This window comes from Synechococcus sp. MU1625, from assembly GCF_020514205.1.
Taxonomy (GTDB): domain Bacteria; phylum Cyanobacteriota; class Cyanobacteriia; order PCC-6307; family Cyanobiaceae; genus Parasynechococcus.
The window spans coordinates 1-19,122 of sequence record NZ_VTLA01000012.1 but is presented as its reverse complement, the minus strand read 5'-3'; the positions used below and the strand labels follow the sequence as shown (position 1 = coordinate 19,122).

20 protein-coding genes are annotated in these 19,122 nt (G+C 61.1%); 12 read left to right on the top strand and 8 right to left on the bottom strand.

Going from position 1 to position 19,122, the window contains the following annotated elements:
- Positions 1–48 precede the first annotated feature (48 nt).
- Positions 49–774 (top strand): glutathione S-transferase family protein, encoded by a 726-nt coding sequence (locus tag FZX13_RS12705; protein WP_226409876.1) that lies wholly within the window; start codon positions 49–51, stop codon positions 772–774.
- Here FZX13_RS12705 and FZX13_RS12700 read toward each other — a convergent pair.
- Positions 740–1,417, bottom strand: a complete 678-nt coding sequence (locus tag FZX13_RS12700) for a DUF6816 family protein (RefSeq protein WP_226409852.1) — start codon at positions 1,415–1,417, stop codon at positions 740–742. The genes FZX13_RS12705 and FZX13_RS12700 overlap by 35 nt on opposite strands.
- On the opposite strand from FZX13_RS12700, the gene FZX13_RS12695 reads away from it, so the two are divergent.
- Positions 1,416–1,679, top strand: coding sequence for a chlororespiratory reduction protein 7 (locus FZX13_RS12695; RefSeq protein ID WP_115025422.1), 264 nt, complete (start codon positions 1,416–1,418; stop codon positions 1,677–1,679). The two genes, FZX13_RS12700 and FZX13_RS12695, sit on opposite strands and share 2 nt — an antisense overlap.
- Positions 1,680–1,681: 2 nt before the next feature.
- Here the strand turns inward: FZX13_RS12695 and FZX13_RS12690 are convergent, their stop codons facing one another.
- Positions 1,682–2,257, bottom strand: coding sequence for a shikimate kinase (locus tag FZX13_RS12690; protein WP_226409851.1), 576 nt, complete (start codon positions 2,255–2,257; stop codon positions 1,682–1,684).
- A 51-nt stretch (positions 2,258–2,308) separates the two neighbouring features.
- On the opposite strand from FZX13_RS12690, the gene FZX13_RS12685 reads away from it, so the two are divergent.
- The 4 genes from FZX13_RS12685 to FZX13_RS12670 all read left to right on the top strand — a co-directional run bounded on the left by FZX13_RS12685 (position 2,309) and on the right by FZX13_RS12670 (position 5,583).
- Complete coding sequence (locus tag FZX13_RS12685) at positions 2,309–3,229, top strand: 6-carboxytetrahydropterin synthase (RefSeq protein WP_166018522.1); 921 nt, start codon at positions 2,309–2,311, stop codon at positions 3,227–3,229.
- Between the two features lie 8 nt (positions 3,230–3,237).
- A complete protein-coding gene (locus tag FZX13_RS12680) occupies positions 3,238–3,912 on the top strand; it encodes a dihydrofolate reductase family protein (protein ID WP_226409850.1) in 675 nt (224 codons plus the stop codon).
- A gap of 78 nt (positions 3,913–3,990) precedes the next feature.
- Positions 3,991–5,166, top strand: a complete 1,176-nt coding sequence (locus FZX13_RS12675; protein WP_226409849.1) for a GNAT family N-acetyltransferase — start codon at positions 3,991–3,993, stop codon at positions 5,164–5,166.
- Positions 5,167–5,175: 9 nt separating this feature from the next.
- Positions 5,176–5,583, top strand: a complete 408-nt coding sequence (locus tag FZX13_RS12670; RefSeq protein ID WP_226409848.1) for a DUF4346 domain-containing protein — start codon at positions 5,176–5,178, stop codon at positions 5,581–5,583.
- Between the two features lie 3 nt (positions 5,584–5,586).
- On the opposite strand, the gene FZX13_RS12665 is transcribed toward FZX13_RS12670, so the two are convergent.
- The gene (locus FZX13_RS12665; protein ID WP_226409847.1) at positions 5,587–7,161 is read right to left on the bottom strand and encodes a B12-binding domain-containing radical SAM protein; all 1,575 of its coding nucleotides are present in this window, start codon (positions 7,159–7,161) and stop codon (positions 5,587–5,589) included.
- A 144-nt stretch (positions 7,162–7,305) separates the two neighbouring features.
- Here FZX13_RS12665 and FZX13_RS12660 point away from each other — a divergent pair, with 144 nt between their 5' ends.
- Positions 7,306–7,398, top strand: a complete 93-nt coding sequence (locus FZX13_RS12660) for a cytochrome B6 (protein WP_115025429.1) — start codon at positions 7,306–7,308, stop codon at positions 7,396–7,398.
- Here the strand turns inward: FZX13_RS12660 and FZX13_RS12655 are convergent.
- A complete protein-coding gene (locus FZX13_RS12655) occupies positions 7,391–8,614 on the bottom strand; it encodes an MFS transporter (protein ID WP_226409846.1) in 1,224 nt (407 codons plus the stop codon). The genes FZX13_RS12660 and FZX13_RS12655 overlap by 8 nt on opposite strands.
- Entirely contained in the window at positions 8,611–9,987 is a 1,377-nt protein-coding gene (rimO, locus tag FZX13_RS12650) for a 30S ribosomal protein S12 methylthiotransferase RimO (protein WP_226409845.1), read from the bottom strand. Before rimO ends, FZX13_RS12655 begins: the two co-directional genes overlap by 4 nt.
- An 85-nt stretch (positions 9,988–10,072) precedes the next feature.
- On the opposite strand from rimO, the gene FZX13_RS12645 reads away from it, so the two are divergent.
- Complete coding sequence (locus FZX13_RS12645) at positions 10,073–11,002, top strand: vitamin K epoxide reductase family protein (protein ID WP_226409844.1); 930 nt, start codon at positions 10,073–10,075, stop codon at positions 11,000–11,002.
- A 1-nt stretch (position 11,003) separates the two neighbouring features.
- Here FZX13_RS12645 and nadB read toward each other — a convergent pair whose 3' ends face one another.
- The 3 genes from nadB to FZX13_RS12630 form a co-directional block, all read right to left on the bottom strand.
- Positions 11,004–12,662: an L-aspartate oxidase gene (gene nadB, locus FZX13_RS12640; protein WP_226409843.1), complete on the bottom strand. Its 1,659-nt coding sequence runs from the start codon at positions 12,660–12,662 to the stop codon at positions 11,004–11,006.
- Positions 12,663–12,733: 71 nt separating this feature from the next.
- Positions 12,734–13,141: a photosystem II complex extrinsic protein PsbU gene (gene psbU, locus FZX13_RS12635; protein ID WP_115025434.1), complete on the bottom strand. Its 408-nt coding sequence runs from the start codon at positions 13,139–13,141 to the stop codon at positions 12,734–12,736.
- A 112-nt stretch (positions 13,142–13,253) separates the two neighbouring features.
- The gene (locus FZX13_RS12630; RefSeq protein WP_226409842.1) at positions 13,254–13,964 is read right to left on the bottom strand and encodes a DUF3120 domain-containing protein; all 711 of its coding nucleotides are present in this window, start codon (positions 13,962–13,964) and stop codon (positions 13,254–13,256) included.
- 111 nt (positions 13,965–14,075) lie between these two features.
- On the opposite strand from FZX13_RS12630, the gene FZX13_RS12625 reads away from it, so the two are divergent.
- From FZX13_RS12625 to FZX13_RS12610, 4 genes are read left to right on the top strand one after another with little or no spacing between them, the layout of a single operon-like run.
- The gene (locus FZX13_RS12625) at positions 14,076–14,939 is read left to right on the top strand and encodes an undecaprenyl-diphosphate phosphatase (RefSeq protein ID WP_226409841.1); all 864 of its coding nucleotides are present in this window, start codon (positions 14,076–14,078) and stop codon (positions 14,937–14,939) included.
- 19 nt (positions 14,940–14,958) lie between these two features.
- Positions 14,959–16,356 carry a TIGR03279 family radical SAM protein gene (locus tag FZX13_RS12620; protein WP_226409840.1) on the top strand — a complete coding sequence of 466 codons (1,398 nt, stop codon included), beginning with the start codon at positions 14,959–14,961 and terminating at the stop codon, positions 16,354–16,356.
- 24 nt (positions 16,357–16,380) lie between these two features.
- Positions 16,381–18,195 (top strand): TolC family protein, encoded by a 1,815-nt coding sequence (locus tag FZX13_RS12615; protein ID WP_226409839.1) that lies wholly within the window; start codon positions 16,381–16,383, stop codon positions 18,193–18,195.
- Positions 18,189–18,992, top strand: a complete 804-nt coding sequence (locus FZX13_RS12610; protein WP_226409838.1) for an inositol monophosphatase family protein — start codon at positions 18,189–18,191, stop codon at positions 18,990–18,992. The genes FZX13_RS12615 and FZX13_RS12610 overlap by 7 nt, the downstream gene beginning before the upstream one ends.
- Positions 18,993–19,122 lie beyond the last annotated feature (130 nt).

Genomic DNA, 19,122 nt, shown 5'->3' with positions numbered 1-19,122 from the left:
GCTTCGGAATGTGCTGGCTACTCTGCCGGGCCTATGGCTGTTTTGGACATGCTGGAGCTGCATCAATTCCGCCATTCCGCCTTCTGCCTCAAGGTGCGGATGGTGTTGCAGGCCAAAGGTCTGAGTTTCCGCACCGTGGAGGTGACCCCTGGCGTTGGGCAGGTGGCCGTGTTCCGGCTGTCCGGGCAACGGCAGGTGCCTGTGCTGGTGGATGGGGAGCAGGTGATTGCCGACTCCAGTGCCATTGCGCTGCACCTGAATCGACGTGAGCCCGACCCCGCGTTGATGCCGGCTGATCCACGTCAGGCTGCCCAGGTGCATCTGTTGGAGGACTGGGCCGATAACACCCTGGCGATGGCCGGTCGCTCGTCCCTGGTGCAGGCCGCGGCGCTAGACCCCGAGCTACGTGTTGCACTGCTGCCCGACGATCTTCCCGATCCCGTGCGTTCGGTGATGGGTGTGATCCCCGGCGGTTGGGTCAGCAACATCACCGAGCTGGTCAACCAGAAGGAACGCACCGAGCTTCTTGCCAGCCTTGAGCAGCTCGCCGCCTCGGTGCAATCCAGCCCCTGGTTGGTTGGCGACAGCCTCACCTTGGCCGATATCGCCGTGGCCGCCCAGCTGTCGCTGCTTCGATTCCCCTCGTCCGCGGGTTCCGCCCTGGCTGGCAAGGGTGTGCCCGGGTTGAGTGATCACCCCAAGCTGCAGCCGTTGTTCCAATGGCGTGACCAGCTCGAACTCAAACTGATGGAGCGGACGCTGGAAGAGGTGTGAAGCGCAGTTTGTAGTGGTGCTGAGCAATGGCCTTATCCCGCAGGCTTTCGCCTGGGGATGCATAGCGCCCTTGCCACTGCTCAGCGCAGATGTCTTCGCCGCAGCGGCTGTAGCGGCTGAGGGTTTCGATTCTGCTCAACCGCGGAGGTCCTGGGGCATGCAAGATCTGCAGCACCAGTTCGTCGGCAAGGAAAGTCTCTGGGTTCGGGCTCTCCTGGCGGCGGCCCGTCACCGTTGTCTCCAGGAACAGGTCGCCTTTCAGTCGAGCGATCTGGCGATTGGCGGAGTCGGGGTCTTCCTCGACCCCCAGCAGCTGCTCCCCGAGCAGGGCTCGGCCAATGGCTGTGGCATTGAAGCTTCGATCGCCGATCAGGCGACCGCGTTGGTCGGCCTGGAACCGTGCCTGGTGGAGCAGAGCTGGATCGCCTGGGGCATCCAGATCAATGCTTTCCACTTGCCAAAGCCCGTCAAACCAGTCGGGGTAAATCAGGTCGTCCCGATTCGAGGGCCGTGGCAACGGTGCCGGAAGGCTCCAGTCGGGCCAATTGTTCAACCGTTGTTCGAGGCTTCCCTGAGCCCAGACGGGACCACCACTGAGCAGGATGGTGAGGCCGATCAGCAGCATCCACAACCGCCGTTCCATGTCTGATCCCCTAATCCGTGCCCTTGATGACTATGTGGTGCTGGAGCCCGGCAAGCCGGAGCAGCTGCTCAGCGCTGCCGACACGTTGACATGGCTGAGCGGTTGGTTGCGCTCGCTCGATCAGCTGCCGGCCGATCTTGCCGATCAACCCGATGTTGAATCAGCTGCTCAGCGTTTGATCGACACGGCCTGCGATCTGGAGATCAGCCCCGGGGTGACCTTGCAGTGGTTTGCAGTACGGCTGGAGCCGCCAACGGTTTGATTTCAGTCCGTGCGGCGCTGGGTCGGATCTTTCAGCAGGCTCGGAAGCAGCTGCAGAATCCCATCGGCAACCGCGTCAGGGGTTTCGTCGTTGATCACCACCGTGAGATCGGCTTCGGCGTAAAGGGGCTGTCGCTTGTTCAGCAGCGCCTTTAGGTCCGCTTCTGGGTCGGCGGTCTGCAACAGCGGACGCACCGTGCTGTCGGCTTTAAGGCGTTGCATCAACTGGTCGGGGACCACATCGAGCCAGATCACGATGCCGCTGTGCAGCACCCCCCAGTTCTCCGGTTGGGTCACCACACCACCGCCGGTGGCCACCACCAGCGAGTGGCGCTGACTGATGGCATTGAGCACCTGGCTTTCCAGGCTGCGGAAGCCTGCTTCGCCATCCCGCTCAAAGATTTCCGGGATGCTGCAGCCCGCTGCCTTTTCGATCACAGCATCAGCATCGACAAAGCCGTAACCCAGGCGTTCGGCCAGAGGCCTTCCGGTGCTGGTCTTGCCGCTGCCCATCATTCCCACCAAGTAGAGGCTTCGCCCGCTCAGTCGCTGCTTAAGGGTGGGGGTGGAATCCGCCATGACTCGGAATCGGCATTAGCTCATTAGGATGCCTCGCGGCCGGAACGTCACATGACTGAAATGAAGTCAACAGCGCGGCACGGCCAAGGTCGTGGCTGTGTCATTACCCGGCGGGCCTGCTTCAGCGCCAGCCATCGCTATTGGCTGCCGGAGTTATCCGCCGATGACAACGCCGCCCGTTTTGGGCCCTGTGCTTTGGCACCAGGTCATGGTCACAACTACGAACTGATCGTGTCCATGGCCGGCGGACTGGATGCCGACGGCATGGTGCTCAACCTCTCGGAGGTGAAGCACGCCATTCGTAACGAGGTCACCGGCCAGCTCGACTTCCGCTTCCTCAATGAGGCCTGGCCGGAATTTGATGTGTCCGGTCCTTCCGGCTGTCTCCCCACCACTGAGGCCCTGGTGCGGGTGATTTGGCAGCGCCTCAGCCCGCATCTGCCGATTACGGCTCTGCGCCTCTACGAACAACCAGGCCTTTGGGCCGACTATCTCGGACATCCCATGGACGCCTTCCTCACCATCCGCACTCACTTCGCTGCTGCCCACCGCCTGGCTCGCCCAGAGCTCAGCCAGGAGGAAAACGAAGCGATCTACGGCAAGTGCGCCCGCCCCCATGGCCATGGCCACAACTATCTGGTGGATGTGACCGTGCGCGGTGAGATTGATCCCCGCACCGGAATGGTTTGCGATCTGTCCGCCCTGCAACGCCTCGTGGATGATCTGGTGGTGGAGCCTTTCGATCACACCTTCCTCAACAAGGACGTGCCGTTCTTCGAAGAGTGTGTGCCCACAGCTGAGAACATCGCTTTGCACATCACCGATCGTCTCTCAAGCCCGATCAAGGCGATTGGTGCCAGCCTGCACAAGGTGCGGCTGCAGGAAAGTCCGAACAATGCGGCTGAGGTCTATGCCGAAGCACCGCAGTTGGAGATGTCACCGGCTGCACTCGATGCAGTGGCGGCCGTCTGACTGACGGCTTGACGCCCCCACTCTCCACCTCTCAATGCCCCACGGTCCGGCTGGTGCTGGCCATCAGCCTCGACGGCCGCTTGGCACCGCCTCAAGGCGGTGCTGCCCAGCTGGGTGGAGCCGGAGACCGGCGTGCTTTGGAGCAGGCACTGGCTTGGGCAGATGCCTGCCTGATTGGCGCTGGGACGTTGCGCGCCCATCAGTGCACCTGCTTGATCCGTAACCCTCAGTTATTGGAGCAGCGCCTGCAGGAGGGGCGACCACAGCAGCCGGCCGCTGTGGTGGTCAGCCGATCGCTCGGCTTCTCGCGCACCTGGCAGTTCTTTGACCAGCCACTTCAGCGTTGGCTCTTGGCTCCGGCACCCATGCATCAGGGCTTTGATCGTTGGTTCCCTTTGGCGCCAACCTGGCCGGAGCGGCTCCAAGCGCTGGGCGCGGCTGGGATTCAGCGGCTCGTGCTTTTGGGTGGCGCTCAACTCACCGCAGATCTGCTGGCAGCGGACTGCGTCGATGCTCTCCAGCTCACAGTGGTGCCTCAGCTTCTTGGCGGTCCCTTCAGCTGGTTGCCACTCACGGATTCGTCATTGCCTGCTTGTTTGGTGCAACCGGGCGCCTGGCAGTCCGATGGCGTTGAGGACCTCGGTCACGGGGAGTGGCTTCTTCGCTACCAGAGGATCCGCTAGGGAACTTTCCTGCGCCTTTAATCAGCCCGTGGTTCTCTCTGGTTAGGGTCATCAGCGATGGCCAATGACACCGTCTGAATGACGTCACTCACGGCCCGCTGGCATCGCTCCATCAACGAGATCCCTGAGCAGCAGTGGAACAGCCTGGTTGGAGATGCTGCGATCCCCTTTTACCGCTGGAGCTGGCTGGAGGCCCTGGAAAGCTCCGGAAGCACAATTCCTGAACAGGGATGGCAGCCCCTGCATCTGGCCCTCTGGCGAGATGACATTCCGATTGCTGTGGCCCCTCTTTTCCTGAAGGGGCACAGCTACGGCGAGTTTGTGTTTGACCAGACCTTTGCGCGCCTCGCCTCTGATCTTGGCTTGCGCTACTACCCCAAGCTCCTTGGGATGAGCCCGGTCAGCCCCGTGCTGGGGTATCGCTTTCATGTGCGGCCTGGAGAAGACGAGGCTCTGCTCACCAGGGAGCTGTTGCGGGCGATTGATCGCTTCTGCGAACAGAACGGCATCCTCAGCTGCAATTTTCTCTATGTGGATCCGCAGTGGCGGCCCTTGGCGGAAGCGGGAGGTTGCGCCGCCTGGCTGAACCAGCAGAGCCTCTGGAGCCGAGGCGATGATCAGAGCTTTGAGGACTACCTCAAGGGCTTCAATGCCAACCAGCGCCGCAACATCAAGCGAGAGCGCAAGGCTGTAGCCAAGGCTGGGATCACGGTGACGCCGCTCAGCGGAGACCAGCTCGACCGGGAGCTGCTTCAGACCATGCATCGCTTTTATGAGCAGCACTGTGCCCGTTGGGGACCATGGGGCAGCAAATATCTGGAGGAGGGTTTTTTCGAAGCGCTGGCACGGCTGCACCGCGATCAGCTGGTGCTCTTTTCAGCCCACCGCGGTGATCCTCACGATCCGGTGGCGATGTCGATGTGCGTCGAGGACGGGCGTCAGTTGTGGGGCCGGTACTGGGGCAGCAACGAGGAAATTGATTGTCTCCACTTCGAAGTCTGTTATTACGCCCCGATTGAATGGGCCCTGGCCAACGGCATCACCAGTTTTGACCCTGGAGCCGGTGGCAGTCACAAACGCCGCCGGGGCTTTGTGGCACGCCCTCACGCCAGCCTGCACCGGTGGTACCAGCCCCAAATGGATCAGTTGATCCGCACCTGGTTGCCGAAGGTGAACGGCCTGATGATGGAGGAGATCGAGGCCATCAATGCGGAGCTGCCCTTCAAAGCAGAACCTCCTGCTTTGGCTTTGTAGGTTGAAGGCATGACCACAACCCCTGAAGCACCGGCATCGACCGCCGCAGCGATGGATGCCCTGGATCAGCGCCTGTCTCAGCGCTTCATCGCCTTGGACCCGAGCGGATATTTCCTGATCAAACTGGATCGTGATGCGGCTGAACTGGTGCTGGAGCACTACGGCAACACCATTGATGACAAAGGGCTGGCCAGAGATTCAGACACCGGTGAGGTGTTGCGTTGTGACGGGGGAAATTCTCCCCGGCGTCCCTCAGCTGTCTATCGCGGCCGTACAGCAAAACAGCTTGGCATTCAGCTCACTGAGGGGGATGAGCCTCATCCGCTTAGTCGTCTCGATCACGCCCTTTATCTCGGGCGAGAGTTGCAGAAGGCCGAGCAGTGTCTCCGAGACGGCACGGACTATGTGCAGGACTGAGTTTTAGACGGGTTGTAATTCTTTTGGAGCAGTGGGTTCTTCAGGCGGCAAGGATTCCAGCTGTTCGCGGATTTCCTGCTGAACGATCGAGCGGTACTCGAGGAAGTGCTCGTTGTGGGCCAACACGACCAAAAACTGCTCCAGCAGAGCAGGGTTATGGCGGGCCATACCAAACATGTACTTCCAGAAGCGACTGCGGGTATTGCGTTTGATCCCCTGACGCCACACCACGGTGCTCAAAGCCTTGATATCAATCCACGTCGGAAGCTTGGCAGCAGCTTTCCAGCGGGGGGCACCCATCTTCAGGTAGTAGCTGTAGACCCGATCCATATAGGCATTGGGTTCGTAGAGCGCGCAGAAAGCTTCCACGTACTCGTTAGCGATGTCTCGGATCGGTCGGGTGGGCTCGAAGTTGAGCAAGTTGGTCTGATTCACGCCCTTGGCGGCATCTTCTCCCTGAATCAGCCGACCTTCTCGCTCCAGCCGCGCCCAAAGGGCTGTCTTGGGTAAGGCCTGAAGCATGCCCATCATCGCGGCGGGAATGCCGGTGCGGGTCACGAAGTCCACGATTCGGCGGCCTGCTCCATCCTTTTCGCCGTCAAAACCAATGATGAAGCCAGCCATGACTCGGATGCCGTTCGCCGTGATCCGGTCAACAGCAGCATCGAGCGGGTTGCGCGTGTTCTGCACCTTGCGGGCTGTTTCCAGGCTGGCTTCATCTGGTGTCTCGATGCCCAGGAAGACGCTTTCGAACCGCGCGTCGTGCATCATCCGCATCATCTCGTCATCGTCGGCCAGGTCCACGGAGGCCTCAGTGGCGAAGCTGAAGGGGTACCCTCGCTCCTCCTGCCAAGTGCGGATCTGAGGTAGCAGCAGCTTGGCGTTGCGCTTGTTGCCGATGAAGTTGTCGTCAACCAGGAAGATCGACCGTCGCCAGCCCAGGTCGTAGAGGTACTGCAGCTCCGCCACCAATTGCTCTGGGGTTTTGGTTCGGGGTTTGCGGCCGTAGAGAACGATGATGTCGCAGAACTCGCAGTTGAAGGGGCAGCCGCGGGAGAACTGAACGCTCATCGAGTCGTAGGCGTCGAGCTGAAGCAGATCGAAGCGGGGAATCGGTGTGGCGGTGACGTCCGGCTTGTCTCCCTCTGAGGTGAACCGACCCTTTGTGTCACCCCGTTCCAGGGCTTCCAGGAACATCGGCAGGGTGATTTCTCCCTCGTCGAGGATCTTGAAATCCGCCATATCCAGTTCGGGTGCATCCGGTGTGGAGCTGGCGAAGGGGCCCCCGATGGCCACTGGTAGGCCTCGCTGCTTGGCCTTGCCGATCTGCACGGCCATGTCGTCCTTCTGAACGATCATTCCCGAAATGATGACCAGCTCGGCCCAGCTCCATTCCTCTTCTGTCACCTCCCGCACGTTGCGGTCAACCAGCTTCATCTCCCAGTCCTGGGGCAGCAGCGCAGCTACCGTGCACATCCCCAGGGGAGGCAGCAACACCTTGCGGTTCACCAGCTCAAGGATCTTCTCGTAACTCCAGAAGGTCTTTGGGAACTCGGGGTAAACAAAAAGGGTACGCATGGCGTCGGGCGTTGATGGATGGACGTCCGGTTGGCCCGGTTAGAGATACCTCTCAATAGGTATCGGCTGTTCACAAACCCTAAGCGCAATGGCATGAACCCAGGCGAATGTCTGATCTAATAGTGGTCACCTCAGTACTTGCACATGGGCGTCGGCATCTATCTCGGCCTGGTTGGTTCTGGTCTGGTGACGGCTTTTGTGCTCACCAAGATCCTCAAGGGAATCAAGCTCATCTGAGCTGTTCCAGACGCTTCGCCCCTCGTTTTCGCATCCAGAGCACAGCCACAGCAGCGCTGAGACCTCCGGTGAGTGCAAAGGCCGTTGACAAGCTGGTGGTCATCACCAGCAGTGCCACCAGCAATCCACTGAGTCCGCCTCCGCCAAGGAAGGCGATCTGGCTTAGGCCGGCCATGCGACCACGCATCACCTGCGGTGAGCCGATTTGACTGATCAGGTTGCAGCTGCTCAGCAGCCCTGCTGTGCCGGTGCCGATCAGGAAGGCCATGGCCAGGCTCAAGCTCGGCCCAGGCGTACAGGCCATCCCCAGCTGACCCAACGCTGTGATCAGTCCGAAGCCCCCCAGGGTGAGGAACGGGCGCCGGCAGAAGCGTTGGCTATTGCGCTGCAGCACCACACCGCCCACGATGCTTCCGCCCGCCAGAACGCTGGTGAACAGGCCCAGATCCGTGGGCTTGTCCCCCAGCTGATCGAAGGCGATCAATGGGGCCAGCCCAGGGTGATAGAAGCCAATCAGGCAGAGAACCGCGGTGAAACTGAGCACCCCCTGCAGGGTGCTGCCGCAGTGGCGCCAGGCGTTGAGCAGGCTGGCGTCCTTGCCGCCGCTGCTGCGCACCTCCAGAGCCCGATTCGGGTTCAGCAGAAACATCACGCTGGCAATCGGCAGCAGGTAGCTGGCCGCATCAATCCCCAGGGCCCAGGCTGGGCCCGTAGCCGCCAGTAACCAGCCGCCGATCGGAGGACCCACCAGTTTTCCCACGTTGAACACCACCGAAAAGCTGGTGAGGTAACCCGCCAATTGTTCTGGCCGTTCCACCAGGATCGAGCAGTACTTGTTGCGGGCCGTCAGCTCATAGGCGCCGGCGATGCCCACCAGCAGGGTGCTGCAGAGCAGAAGCAGCACCTGGGGTGTGCCCTCCAAGAGAGGAATGGCCAGTGCCCCCAGGCCCGAGGCGGCCAGCAGCGCCCATTGCGCCTGCACCAGCACCCCTTCACAGCCCACGCGGTCGGTGCGCACTCCCGCTGGTCCGCTCACCAGCAGGGTCGGCAGCGACAGCGCGGCGAAGTTCAGCGCCAGCACGAAGGGATCCACGCCCCCTTTCATCAGGATCCAGCCCTTGGCGGTGATGCCGGCGAAAGACCCTGCTGTACTGACGCCAGAGGCGATCAGAAAAAGCTGGCGCTGCTGCTCGGCCCGCAGTTTGAGAAGGGTCAACCCTGGCGTCTCGCTGCGGCCACCATGGCGCGGGCACCGACAATCCGCCCGCTGAGGTCATAGATGTCGGCTCCGGTGATCTCCACCGGCACCAGGCTCCCGGGTGCGGCCTGTTGACCGTCTGCGCCGGGCTGGACCCGCACTTCGCCGTCTACCTCTGGAGCAAAACGGGCGCACCGGCCGATCATCTCGCCGGTCTGGGGGTTGTGCTGTTCAATCAGTACGTCCACGGTGCGGCCCACCCAGCGGCTGTTGCGTTCCGCCGAAATCGGTTGCTGCAGCGCCATCAGGGCATCTTTGCGGGCCTGGGCCACCTCTGGATCGACGTGATCAGGCAGGTCGGCTGCTGCGGTGCCGTCCTCTGGCGAGAAAGTGAACACTCCCACATGATCGAAGCGCTGACGCTCGAGGAAACCCATGAGGTGCTGAAAATGCTCCTCGGTTTCACCTGGGAATCCCACGATCAACGTGGTGCGTAGCACCGCGTCGGGGAGTCGCTCGCGGATCTGATCCAGCAGGCGGTCGTTCACATCCGCTTGCCAGGGGCGGTTCATCGATCGCAGCACCTCTGGATGGCTGTGCTGCAACGGCAGATCGAGATAAGGCACAACATTCGGCACGTCCCGGTATGCCGCCAGCACATCCGGGGTCAGGCCGGTGGGATAGGCGTAGTGCACCCGGATCCAGGGGATCTCCACCTCCCCCAGGGCCCGAAGCAGCTCCGCCAGCTTGGGTTTGCCGTAGAGGTCGAGCCCGTAGTTGGTTGTGATCTGGCTGATCAGGATCAGCTCCTGCACTCCCTGCTCCGCCAATTGGTGGGCTTCAGCCACGATCGATTCAATCGGCCGGCTGCGCTGATCTCCCCGCAGCTTCGGAATGATGCAGAAGGCGCAGCGGTAGTCGCAGCCCTCAGCCACCTTGAGGAAGGCCACGGCCTGATCGGTGGTGCGCTGGCGCGGTAGATGTTCATCGCCCACAAAGGTGGGCACGGCGCTCACTTGGTTAACCCGCTCCCCTGCTTCCACCCGCTGCAGCACGTCAACGATGTGCTGGTAATCGCCGGTTCCCACAATGGCCTTGGCTTCCGGAATCGACTCCAGTAATTCCTCCTGGAAATGCTGGGCCAGGCATCCCGCGATGATCAGCTCCTTGCCCTGTTCTGCCAGTCCCACCAGGGTTCGCACCGATTCCTCGCGGGCGTCTTGGATGAAGCTGCAGGTGTTCACCACCACCACGGCGGCATCGTTTTCATCGGTGCTAACGCCATAGCCCGCTTCCGCCAGCAGCCCCACCATGTGTTCGGTGTCGACCCGATTCTTCTCGCACCCCAGGTGGGCGAACGCGACCGTCGGTTTTGTCGGGGTGCTTGTCATCACGTCGCCGGCAGGCCATCTCTCAGCCTACGAAGCGGCTTGATCACGCCGGAACTGACAGAATTCGAACACTTGAAGATCAAGGATGGGCACCACCCGTCTCATTAGCCGTCGACGCCAAGATTCAGGCGCGAAATGGGCCCGCATCGCCATGGCGGTGCTGGCCACTGCTGGGCTGATCGACACCGGTTCGATCACCCTCAAGCGTTGGGGCCTGCTTGGCAACCTCACCTGTCCGATGGGGGCTGACGGTTGCGACAAGGTGCTCAACAGCGCCTGGGGGACGGTCTTCGCTGAGATCCCTCTTTCGCTGATAGGAGTGCTGGCCTATGGCGCGGTACTTCTGATGGCGCTGCTGCCCTTGTTGCCAGGTCTGCAGGAAAACAAGGCCGACCTCTCGCGACGCACCTGGTGGGGCCTGTTCACGGTGTCCCTAGCGATGGCCGTCTTCAGCGGTGTGCTGCTGGGCGTGATGCTGCTCAAGATTCAGGCGTTCTGTTTCTTCTGCGTTCTCTCCGCGGCGCTGTCCCTGGCTTTGTTGGTGCTCTCCATCATCGGAGGCGGCTGGGAGGATCTGGGTCAGCTGCTGTTCCGCGGGGTGCTCCTGGCCCTGGCCGTGCTGCTGGGGGGCTTGATTTGGGCGTCGGTGGTCGATCCCAATCGGCCCGAGACCGTGGCCAGCGGTAGAGGCGTTGCTCCGCTCGTCACGACCGAGAGCACGCCTGCGTCAATCGCTTTGGCCGAGCACCTCACCAGCAGTGGTGCGGTGATGTATTCCGCTTACTGGTGCCCCCATTGCCATGACCAGAAGGAGCTTTTCGGCAAGCAGGCTTCCGATCAGCTCAAGGTGGTGGAGTGCGCGCCGGATGGTGAAAACAATCAGGCTGACCTCTGCCGCAGTAAAGGATTAGAGGGTTTCCCCAGCTGGGAGATCAATGGCAGCATCGATTCCGGCGTGAAAGGGCTCGGCACCCTGGCGGAACTCAGCGGCTACGAGGGCGACACCGACTTCTAAATCAGGGGCGCACGGCTCGGGTGAAGATGCCCTGCTCTCGTTGCTGCCTGGAATGCTGCCGCCATTGCGGCAGCGGAGCCGGAGCATCGCTGCGGTAATGACCGCCTCGACTTTCGCCGCGAAACAGGCAGGCCTCCAGCATCAGACGGCTGGTCAACAGCCGGTGGTGCAGATCCAGCAACAGGTTCAGATCGCGTCGGCTGCTTTCCGCCAGTAGGCGAGGAGCACAGTGGTCCTGCCGCAGCAAGGCCTGAAGCAGAGCCTGCTGCTCCAGACGCTGTTCGTCCTCCTTGACCTTGGTGAGGGCCCTGCGCAGTCCGGAGGCGGACCGCTCCACACCCGCCCGCCGCCAGCAGAGCTGTCGCAGCTGTTCGATCGCGTCGATCAACTGCGAACTACTGCTGCCGTCTAGATCGAGCTCGAGGGGTTGGGCTGTGCCGGTGGTAGGTGTCGGCAGGGCTGGCCCGAGCTCGATCTCCTTGAGTCGATTGGCGAACACCAGGCACTCCATCAGGGAGTTGCTGGCCAGACGGTTGGCCCCATGCAGGCCTGTGCAGGCCACCTCCCCCACGGCATAAAGCCCCGGCAGTGTGGTGGCGGCCTGCAGATCCGTGGCGACTCCTCCCATCCAGTAGTGGGCAGCCGGGGCCACCGGAATCGGCCGTTCCAAGGGATTGAGTCCGAGTTCATCGCAGCGGTCCAGGATCGTTGGGAAGCGTCGCTCCGCTTGGTCGCGCGGGATGGCGGCGAAGTCCAGCCACATCTGTTTCACCTGCTGCCGCTGCATGGCTTGCATTAAGGCGCGGCTCACCTGATCCCGCGGTGAGAGGTCGCGTTGGCGCAGATGGGCCACAGGGCTTCCCCCGAGGGAATCCACCAGTACTCCACCTTCACCGCGCACGGCTTCGGAGATCAGAAAGCAGGGGGCGTCATCCAGGCGGATGGCCGTGGGATGGAATTGCACGAATTCCAGATCCTCCACTGCAGCCCCCGCTTGCCAGGCCAGGGCGATGCCTTCGCCGCAGGCCTGGGCAGGGTTGGTGGTATTGGCGAACAGATGGCCGCCCCCGCCGCTGGCCAGCACCACGGCGCGGGCTTCGATGCCGTGAAGATTCGCCCCATCCAGCACCTGCACGCCACAGCAGCGCCTATCGCGCACCAGCAGCTGAGTCACCCGGACGCCACGGCGGTGTAGCAACCCCGGCCGTTGCTCGACACGATCCCGCAGTACATCCACAAGAGCCCGTCCGGTTCGGTCTTGCACATGCAGGACTCGCCGGTGGCTGTGGGCTGCTTCCAGGGTGGTGGCAAGACCGTCTTGATCCCGGTCAAAGGCCATGCCCAGCTGGTCAAGTCGCTCCACGCAATGCGGTGCCTCCTGAACCAGCAGTCGGACTGCATCGCCATCGCAGAGATCAGCTCCGGCCAGAACGGTGTCCTCGGCATGGCTTTCGGCGCTGTCCTCCTTCCGCGTTACCGCAGCAATGCCGCCCTGGGCCCAGCGGCTGGAGGAACGCCGCCCCGTGTTGCGGTTGAGCAGTAAGACCTTCAGCTCTGGGGGCAGATCAAGGCAGGTCATCAACCCAGCTGCCCCGGCACCGATCACCACCACGTCCCAGGGACCTGAGGGGATGGGATCAGAGCTGCGGGGCTGGGCCATCACGGGGACAAAAAAACCGCCGGTGGTCCGGCGGTTCAGGCAGTCACAGGCATTGTGACGGGATTAGAGGATCAACGGTACTGGCCGTCGTTGATGCGGTCGTCGCCCTCATTCAGAGCAATGGAGGGGGGTGTGACAGTGAAGTTGTCGCGGTACTTGGCAAACAGCTCCTGCTGACGATCAGTCAGATCGAGAGACAGCACGTCGTCAACGCTGTCGTAGGGGCCGCCCAGAACGATTTTCCCGGCCATGGTCGGATACATGCCAGGGAATTGCTGGAAGCGACGCACGGAGGAATTGTTGAGGTCAACCTTGCCTTCACGTTCCGCGATCTTGTCATCCACAACGTTGCGGATCTCGTTGCCGGAGTACTTGCTGCGAAGGTCGTCGTCGGCATAAACGCTGTTGGGAAGCACAAGGCCTGCCATCAGACTTGCCATCACCAGTGCGCCGGTCAGCCAGCTCAGAAGCCGCTTCATCTCAACTCTCGATCAGGGGTCAGAACGGGACGACCGGCGTTGCCGGCTCGGGAAGACTACAAGTCGTTGCCCCGTTCAAGCCTTTAGTTTGCCGCAGCTTTTGCAGTTCGTTTCACTCGATTAGGCCGCTGAGCCCAGGCTGCAGCAACGCGGAGAGCAGGAATAATCCGTCTACCCACAGGGTTGTGATCAATACAGCAGCTGCCATGGCTCCGGTGTCGCCGTCGGAATTGCTGTTATTCGGGTTCAGTCGGCGTCCGACAATCATGACCAGCACAGCAGCAATCACCAGGGTGGCCATGGGCAGGGGCTGCAGCAAATGCAGGCCCGCCTGATGCAGCAGCAGAGGAGCCTGATCCAGGGAAGCGGTCACCACTGCGGGCCAGAACTGCATCACGCCGGTGGCCGCCATGGCCAGGTCTGTGCAGGCTGTACCTAATAAAGATGACAAATAAAACGTTGCCGCCAGCCGCCAGCGGCCCTGCAGGCCACCCAGGGCAACAGGCACAGCGAAGGCTTCAACGGGCAGGTGCAGCACGGGATGAGCCCGCAGCCAACCCCAGAAAATGCAGCCCGCAAGCCAGCTTCCGCTGAAACCAACGAGAAGCGAACCTAGGTCGGATGCCGTCTGGGAGCGGCTCTGATGCAACAGCAGGCCGGCTGCAATCAGAACACCCGTGAAAAGGGTTGCTGAGAAAGGATCCAGACGAACCCAAGGTGCCTGCAGAAACACCGGCAGCACCACCATTGCTGCAGCGATGCGCGCGACCGGAAAGGACCACGATCGTGCGGAGGCTGAGGTTTGCCAGGTGCCGCCGATCAAATCCTTTTCATGAAGAAAGTCACGGAACCTTAGAAGACATCTTCAAGTGACGCGGCCGACATCCCTGCCTTGCGGGCCGGGGATACCGTCAAGGCGACATCTGTTGTCTCGATGGCGGACCCCTCTGCATCCATAACCCTGCTTGAGGCCTGCTGGCGTGATCTGGTGCTGGGAGTGGTGCAGGGACTCACTGAATTTTTGCCGATCAGCAGCACCGCTCATCTCAAGGTTGTGCCTGTGCTCTTGGGTTGGGGCGACCCTGGCGTCTCCGTCACCGCCGCAATTCAACTGGGCAGCATCGTTGCGGTGATCGCCTATTTCCGCAGCGATCTCAGTCAGGTGTTGCGGGGAATCAGTCGCGCCATTCGCCATGGTCAGTGGCGGGAACCGGAGGCGCGTCTTGGACTTGCCATGGCTGTGGGAACCCTGCCGATCCTGGTGGTCGGGCTGGGCATCAAATTCTTCTGGGCTCAGGGTTATGAACAGTCGCCCCTGCGCAGTGTTCTTTCTATTGCGATCGTCTCGATCGTGATGGCTTTGTTGCTTGCTTTAGCGGAACGGGCTGGAACCCGTCGTAAGCAGCTCCCGGATGTTTCAGGGCGTGATGGCTTGGTGGTGGGTGTGGCGCAGGTGTTGGCGTTGATTCCAGGCGTGTCCCGTTCTGGCAGCACCCTCACAGCTGCCCTATTCGATGGTTGGCAGCGGGCCGACGCCGCACGCTTCTCTTTCCTGCTGGGCATTCCCTCGATCACGATTGCGGGGTTGGTGGAACTCAAGGATGCTTTGGATGCCAGTGCTGGCAACGGCCCCCTGCCGTTGTTGGTAGGCATTTTTTCAGCTGCCCTGGTGTCCTGGCTGGCGATTGATTGGTTGCTGAAGTTCCTCCAGCGCCACAGCACTTGGATCTTTGTTGCCTACCGGCTGCTGTTCGGTCTGCTTCTGCTGGTCTGGTGGGGCGCTCACGGCGCACACTGAGTTCAGATGAAGTCGGCTTGTGTGGAATGAGCCATCCGCTGGAGTTGCCGTAGCAGCTCTGGATCCAACCAGCAGTGGTCGCCAGCCGCAGCCTGCGGTGGTGGCGGCCGTAGAGGCCGGCTCGATCGGGGAGGAGTTGGGTTTTGAGCCGGGCGATCAGTTGCTCAGTATCAATGGCATTCGACCACGAGATCTGATCGATTACCGCTACCTCTGCGTGGATGAGGAGCTTTGCCTTGAGGTGCGTGATGCAGCGGGTGCTCTGCATCAGGTGGAGTTGGAAAAGGAGGCTGATGACGGGCTTGGCCTGGCCTTCACCGAGGCCTTGTTTGATGGCTTGCGTCAGTGCAATAACAATTGCCCGTTCTGTTTCATTGATCAGCAGCCCCCGGGGCGGCGCGACAGTCTTTATCTAAAAGACGACGATTACCGGCTGAGCTTTCTCTATGGCTCCTATCTGACCCTGACCAATCTGGGCGAGGCGGATTGGCAGCGGATTGAGGAGCAGCGTTTATCTCCATTGTTTGTATCGGTGCATGCCACGGAGCCCGACCTGCGCTCCAGGCTGCTGGTGAACCCGCGTGCTGCCCAGGTGATGGATCAGCTCGCCTGGTTTGACCAGCGTGATCTGCAGCTTCATGCCCAGGTGGTGGTCTGCCCAGGGCTTAATGACGGTCCTGCCCTGGAGAGGACCTTGAACGATCTGGCGTCCTTCGCGTCTGGCCCCTGGCCGGCGGTGCTGTCCGCAGCGGTGGTGCCGGTGGGGCTTACCCGGTTCAGGCCGGCTGAAGATGGCCTTGTCCCTGTGGATCCGGCCTGTGCCCGGCAGGTGATTGCCCAGGTGGAACCCATGCAGCAGAACTTCCAGGCGGCCTTGGGCACCCGCTTTGCCTGGCTCTCGGATGAGTGGTACTTGATGGCTGGGTTGCCGTTGCCGCCTCGGGATGACTACGAGGATCTTCCGCAGCAGGAGAACGGTGTGGGCAGCATTCGCGCCTTCCTCGAAGCTCTGGATGCCGCGACTGAAGACCTGCCCAGAGCGGTTCCGCAGCCCCGTCGTTGCAGCTGGGTGGTGGGTCAGATCGTCGCCCAGGCATTGCAGCCCGTGGCAGAACGGTTGAATGGCGTTGAAGGTGTCGAGTTTCACCTGATCGGACTGCCGAGTCCCTATTGGGGGCAGGACCAAGTGGTGACCGGATTGCTGACTGGACAGGATCTGCTCAGTGGGTTGCAGGGGCGAGATCTTGGCGATGAGCTGCTGCTGCCGTCGGTGATGTTGCGGCAGGGGCAGCCTGTGTTCCTCGATGACATGACCTTGGAGGCCGTCGCCGCGCAGCTGCCGGTCCCCATCCGGATTGTTCATGGGGCGGCTGACGTCGTGGCCTCAGTTTTGAGTGCCGTAGGAAAAATTTCCTAAGCTCCGCAAAAGTTTTTAATTGCTGTGCGCCGGATCACCGCGGGTATCTGTCTCGTTGCGGGCGTCGTCTCCACCGGTGTTCCCTCTGCACTAAGTCAGGAGAATGAGCAGTCTGAGTCGGCATTGGTCGACCAGAACACGCTTCCCGATGCGATCGATTTGAAGGGCGCACGCCCAAAGGCTGATCCATCTGTCGTAGCTCCGGCTCTCGACGTTTTGCCGCCTCCCCTCATTCCTTTGGCCGCTCCCCCCAGCCTGGCGCTCCCTGATTCGCCGTCACAGGTGCGCATTCATGAGCTGCGTCCTCTCACCCTGGAGGAAGCTCTACAGCTGGCCGAGTTCAACAGTCCGAAGCTCAAGGCTGCTGCCAGTCAGGTTGATCAGGCCAAGTCTGCGCTCCGCGCAGCGATTTCTGCTTGGTACCCCACCGTCGATCTCTCGGCCAGCGGACTACCCGAATATTTCAAGTCGTATTCCTACCAAAATCCAGATTTCGTCCCTGATCGGGTTGTTCGGAAACCCACGACACGGATTAGCCCCCTCACGGGTAAGGAGACATCGGTGAATGCCATCACCGGTGAGCCGCTCACCCGACCGGTTGAAAAGGATGGATACAACGAGCGATACGCCAGGGAGTGGCGTCTCAATGTCAACTTGCAGGTCAGCTGGGACCTGATTAATCCCGCACGTGTTCCCCAGATCGCTGCAGCTCGGGATCGGTTTGAGCGGGCGCGCGATTCTTATCTCATCGCTTTGCGAGATCTGCGTCTTAACTCAGCAACTGCCTACTTCAATTTGCAAGAAGCTGATGAAGGTGTCCGCATTGGCCAAGTCTCGGTTCAGGCTTCGTTGGTGAGTTTGCGTGATGCACGGGCCCGCTACAACGCCGGCGTCAATACCAAATTGGAGGTTTTGGAGGCAGAGACTCAGTTGGCTCGCGACCGCAATCTGCTCACCACTCGTTTGGGTGAGCAAAGCGTTTCGCGTCGTCGGTTGGCATCGCTGCTCGATCTTCCACAGGATGTGACTCCAACTGCAGCGACACCTGCTCGCCCATTGGGCTTGTGGGAGCCATCGCTCGAAGAGAGCATCGTTGCTGCTTACAACTACCGCGAGGAGCTCGACCAATTAATCCTCGATATCTCCATTAACAACAGCCAAGCGAATGCTTCTCTCGCCGCTGTTCAGCCCGTGCTCAGTTTTGTCAATTCCACGACGACGACCCGGACGCAAGGTCAGACCGGTCAGACGTCGAACGATATTGATACGGGCGATTTCACATACGGCTTTCAGAACAGCACGGCGTTGACGGCAACCTGGCGCTTGTTTGATGGCGGACGAGCCCGCGCCGAATACCGGCGCTCCAAGCAGGCCGCAGACGAGAGCCGATTCAATTTCGCCGATACCCGTGATCAGATCCGGCTTGAAGTTGAGGAAAGCTTCGTCGGTCTGCGAACAGCTATTCAGAGCATTGAGACCACGTCTAGTGAGGTGGTCTCATCTCGAGAATCCCTGCGTCTGTCGCAGCTTCGGGTCCAAGCTGGCGTCAGCACCCAGCGGGAAGTGGTGAATAACCAACGTGATCTCACCAACGCTGAGCTGCGATACGCCGGCGCAATTCGCGAATACAACACCAATCTGGCGCAGCTGAGGCGCCGAACTGGTTTGGATGCCTTGGTGGCTTGTAATGCCGTGTCGCTGCCGGCAGCCAAGCCGGAATCAGATCAACAATTGATTCCTATTGAGCCAACGCCGCTCAAGTCAGCCTGTCCATCTGTAGCTTCCGCAGGTTCGACGGTGAATCAGACTGAGAGCAGTCCTGTACAGCCTCTGTGGTGACGTTGGTGCTCAGTGACGATCAACTGAGCTCCGTTCATCTGTTGCTGGATCGCATCCGTGCTCGTCAGCTCCAGGACTTTGGCCAGATCGGTTCCGATGTGAAGCCCGATGGTTCCTTGATCACCGACTGTGACCGCTGGAGTGATGCAGCTCTCGTCGAGGGCTTGGCCAGCATTGCTCCTGGGGAGGGCGTCCTGAGCGAGGAAGGATCCAAAACAGTCCCGAACAGCAGGGCGTACTGGGTGGTGGATCCTTTGGATGGGACCACCAATTTTGCGGCTGGTATTCCCTATTGGGCGATTTCCGTGGCGCGTTTTGTTGACGGTCGACCCAGTGAGGTCTTTCTGGATGTGCCAGCACTGGGGCAACGCTTTGTCGCTCTGCGTGGCCGCGGCGCCACCCGAAATAACCAACCGTTGACCTCTGAGACCCGAGCGTTGGCGACCAGTGCCTGTGTTTCGCTTTGCAGTCGTTCGATCCGTGTGCTGCAGCGCAAACCAGATCAGCGCTTTCCTGGAAAGATTCGTCTGCTTGGTGTCGCCAGCCTCAATCTGGTCAGCGTGGCGATGGGGCAGACCATCGCTTCATTAGAGGCCACTCCCAAGATCTGGGATTTGGCAGCTGCCTGGTTGGTGCTCGACGAACTCGGTTGTCCGATTCGCTGGTTGGGTGCGGATCCAGCGCAGCTCTCTCCAGGTGAGGACGTTGCTGAACGTGGTTTCCCCATGCTGGCGGCCGGTTCGTGGGCTCATCTAGCTCGTTTTCTTCCATGGGGAGAGGCTCTGGTGCAGCCCTAAAGGGTGCCTGTTGCGAGAGGTGGAGCTGTGGTGTTATGGTTTTGTCTTGCGCGGGAGCCGAGAGGCGAGCGCGCAAGCCGAAGCGCTGAAGGCGAAAGCCTTGATGTGTCTGAGGCGACTTACAAGATCA

What these genes read in the sequence shown, in the direction of transcription:
- nadB (WP_226409843.1), bottom strand. Translation starts at nt 12,662, where the DNA reads ATGGCCCAGCCCCGCAGCTCTGATCCCATCCCCTCAGGTCCCTGGGAC.
- FZX13_RS12645 (WP_226409844.1), top strand. Translation starts at nt 10,073, where the DNA reads ATGGGCACCACCCGTCTCATTAGCCGTCGACGCCAAGATTCAGGCGCG.
- FZX13_RS12700 (WP_226409852.1), bottom strand. Translation starts at nt 1,417, where the DNA reads ATGGAACGGCGGTTGTGGATGCTGCTGATCGGCCTCACCATCCTGCTC.
- rimO (WP_226409845.1), bottom strand. Translation starts at nt 9,987, where the DNA reads ATGACAAGCACCCCGACAAAACCGACGGTCGCGTTCGCCCACCTGGGG.
- FZX13_RS12670 (WP_226409848.1), top strand. Translation starts at nt 5,176, where the DNA reads ATGACCACAACCCCTGAAGCACCGGCATCGACCGCCGCAGCGATGGAT.
- FZX13_RS12665 (WP_226409847.1), bottom strand. Translation starts at nt 7,161, where the DNA reads ATGCGTACCCTTTTTGTTTACCCCGAGTTCCCAAAGACCTTCTGGAGT.
- FZX13_RS12660 (WP_115025429.1), top strand. Translation starts at nt 7,306, where the DNA reads ATGGGCGTCGGCATCTATCTCGGCCTGGTTGGTTCTGGTCTGGTGACG.
- FZX13_RS12625 (WP_226409841.1), top strand. Translation starts at nt 14,076, where the DNA reads ATGGCGGACCCCTCTGCATCCATAACCCTGCTTGAGGCCTGCTGGCGT.
- FZX13_RS12685 (WP_166018522.1), top strand. Translation starts at nt 2,309, where the DNA reads ATGACTGAAATGAAGTCAACAGCGCGGCACGGCCAAGGTCGTGGCTGT.
- FZX13_RS12675 (WP_226409849.1), top strand. Translation starts at nt 3,991, where the DNA reads ATGACGTCACTCACGGCCCGCTGGCATCGCTCCATCAACGAGATCCCT.
- psbU (WP_115025434.1), bottom strand. Translation starts at nt 13,141, where the DNA reads ATGAAGCGGCTTCTGAGCTGGCTGACCGGCGCACTGGTGATGGCAAGT.
- FZX13_RS12695 (WP_115025422.1), top strand. Translation starts at nt 1,416, where the DNA reads ATGTCTGATCCCCTAATCCGTGCCCTTGATGACTATGTGGTGCTGGAG.
- FZX13_RS12705 (WP_226409876.1), top strand. Translation starts at nt 49, where the DNA reads ATGCTGGAGCTGCATCAATTCCGCCATTCCGCCTTCTGCCTCAAGGTG.
- FZX13_RS12690 (WP_226409851.1), bottom strand. Translation starts at nt 2,257, where the DNA reads ATGGCGGATTCCACCCCCACCCTTAAGCAGCGACTGAGCGGGCGAAGC.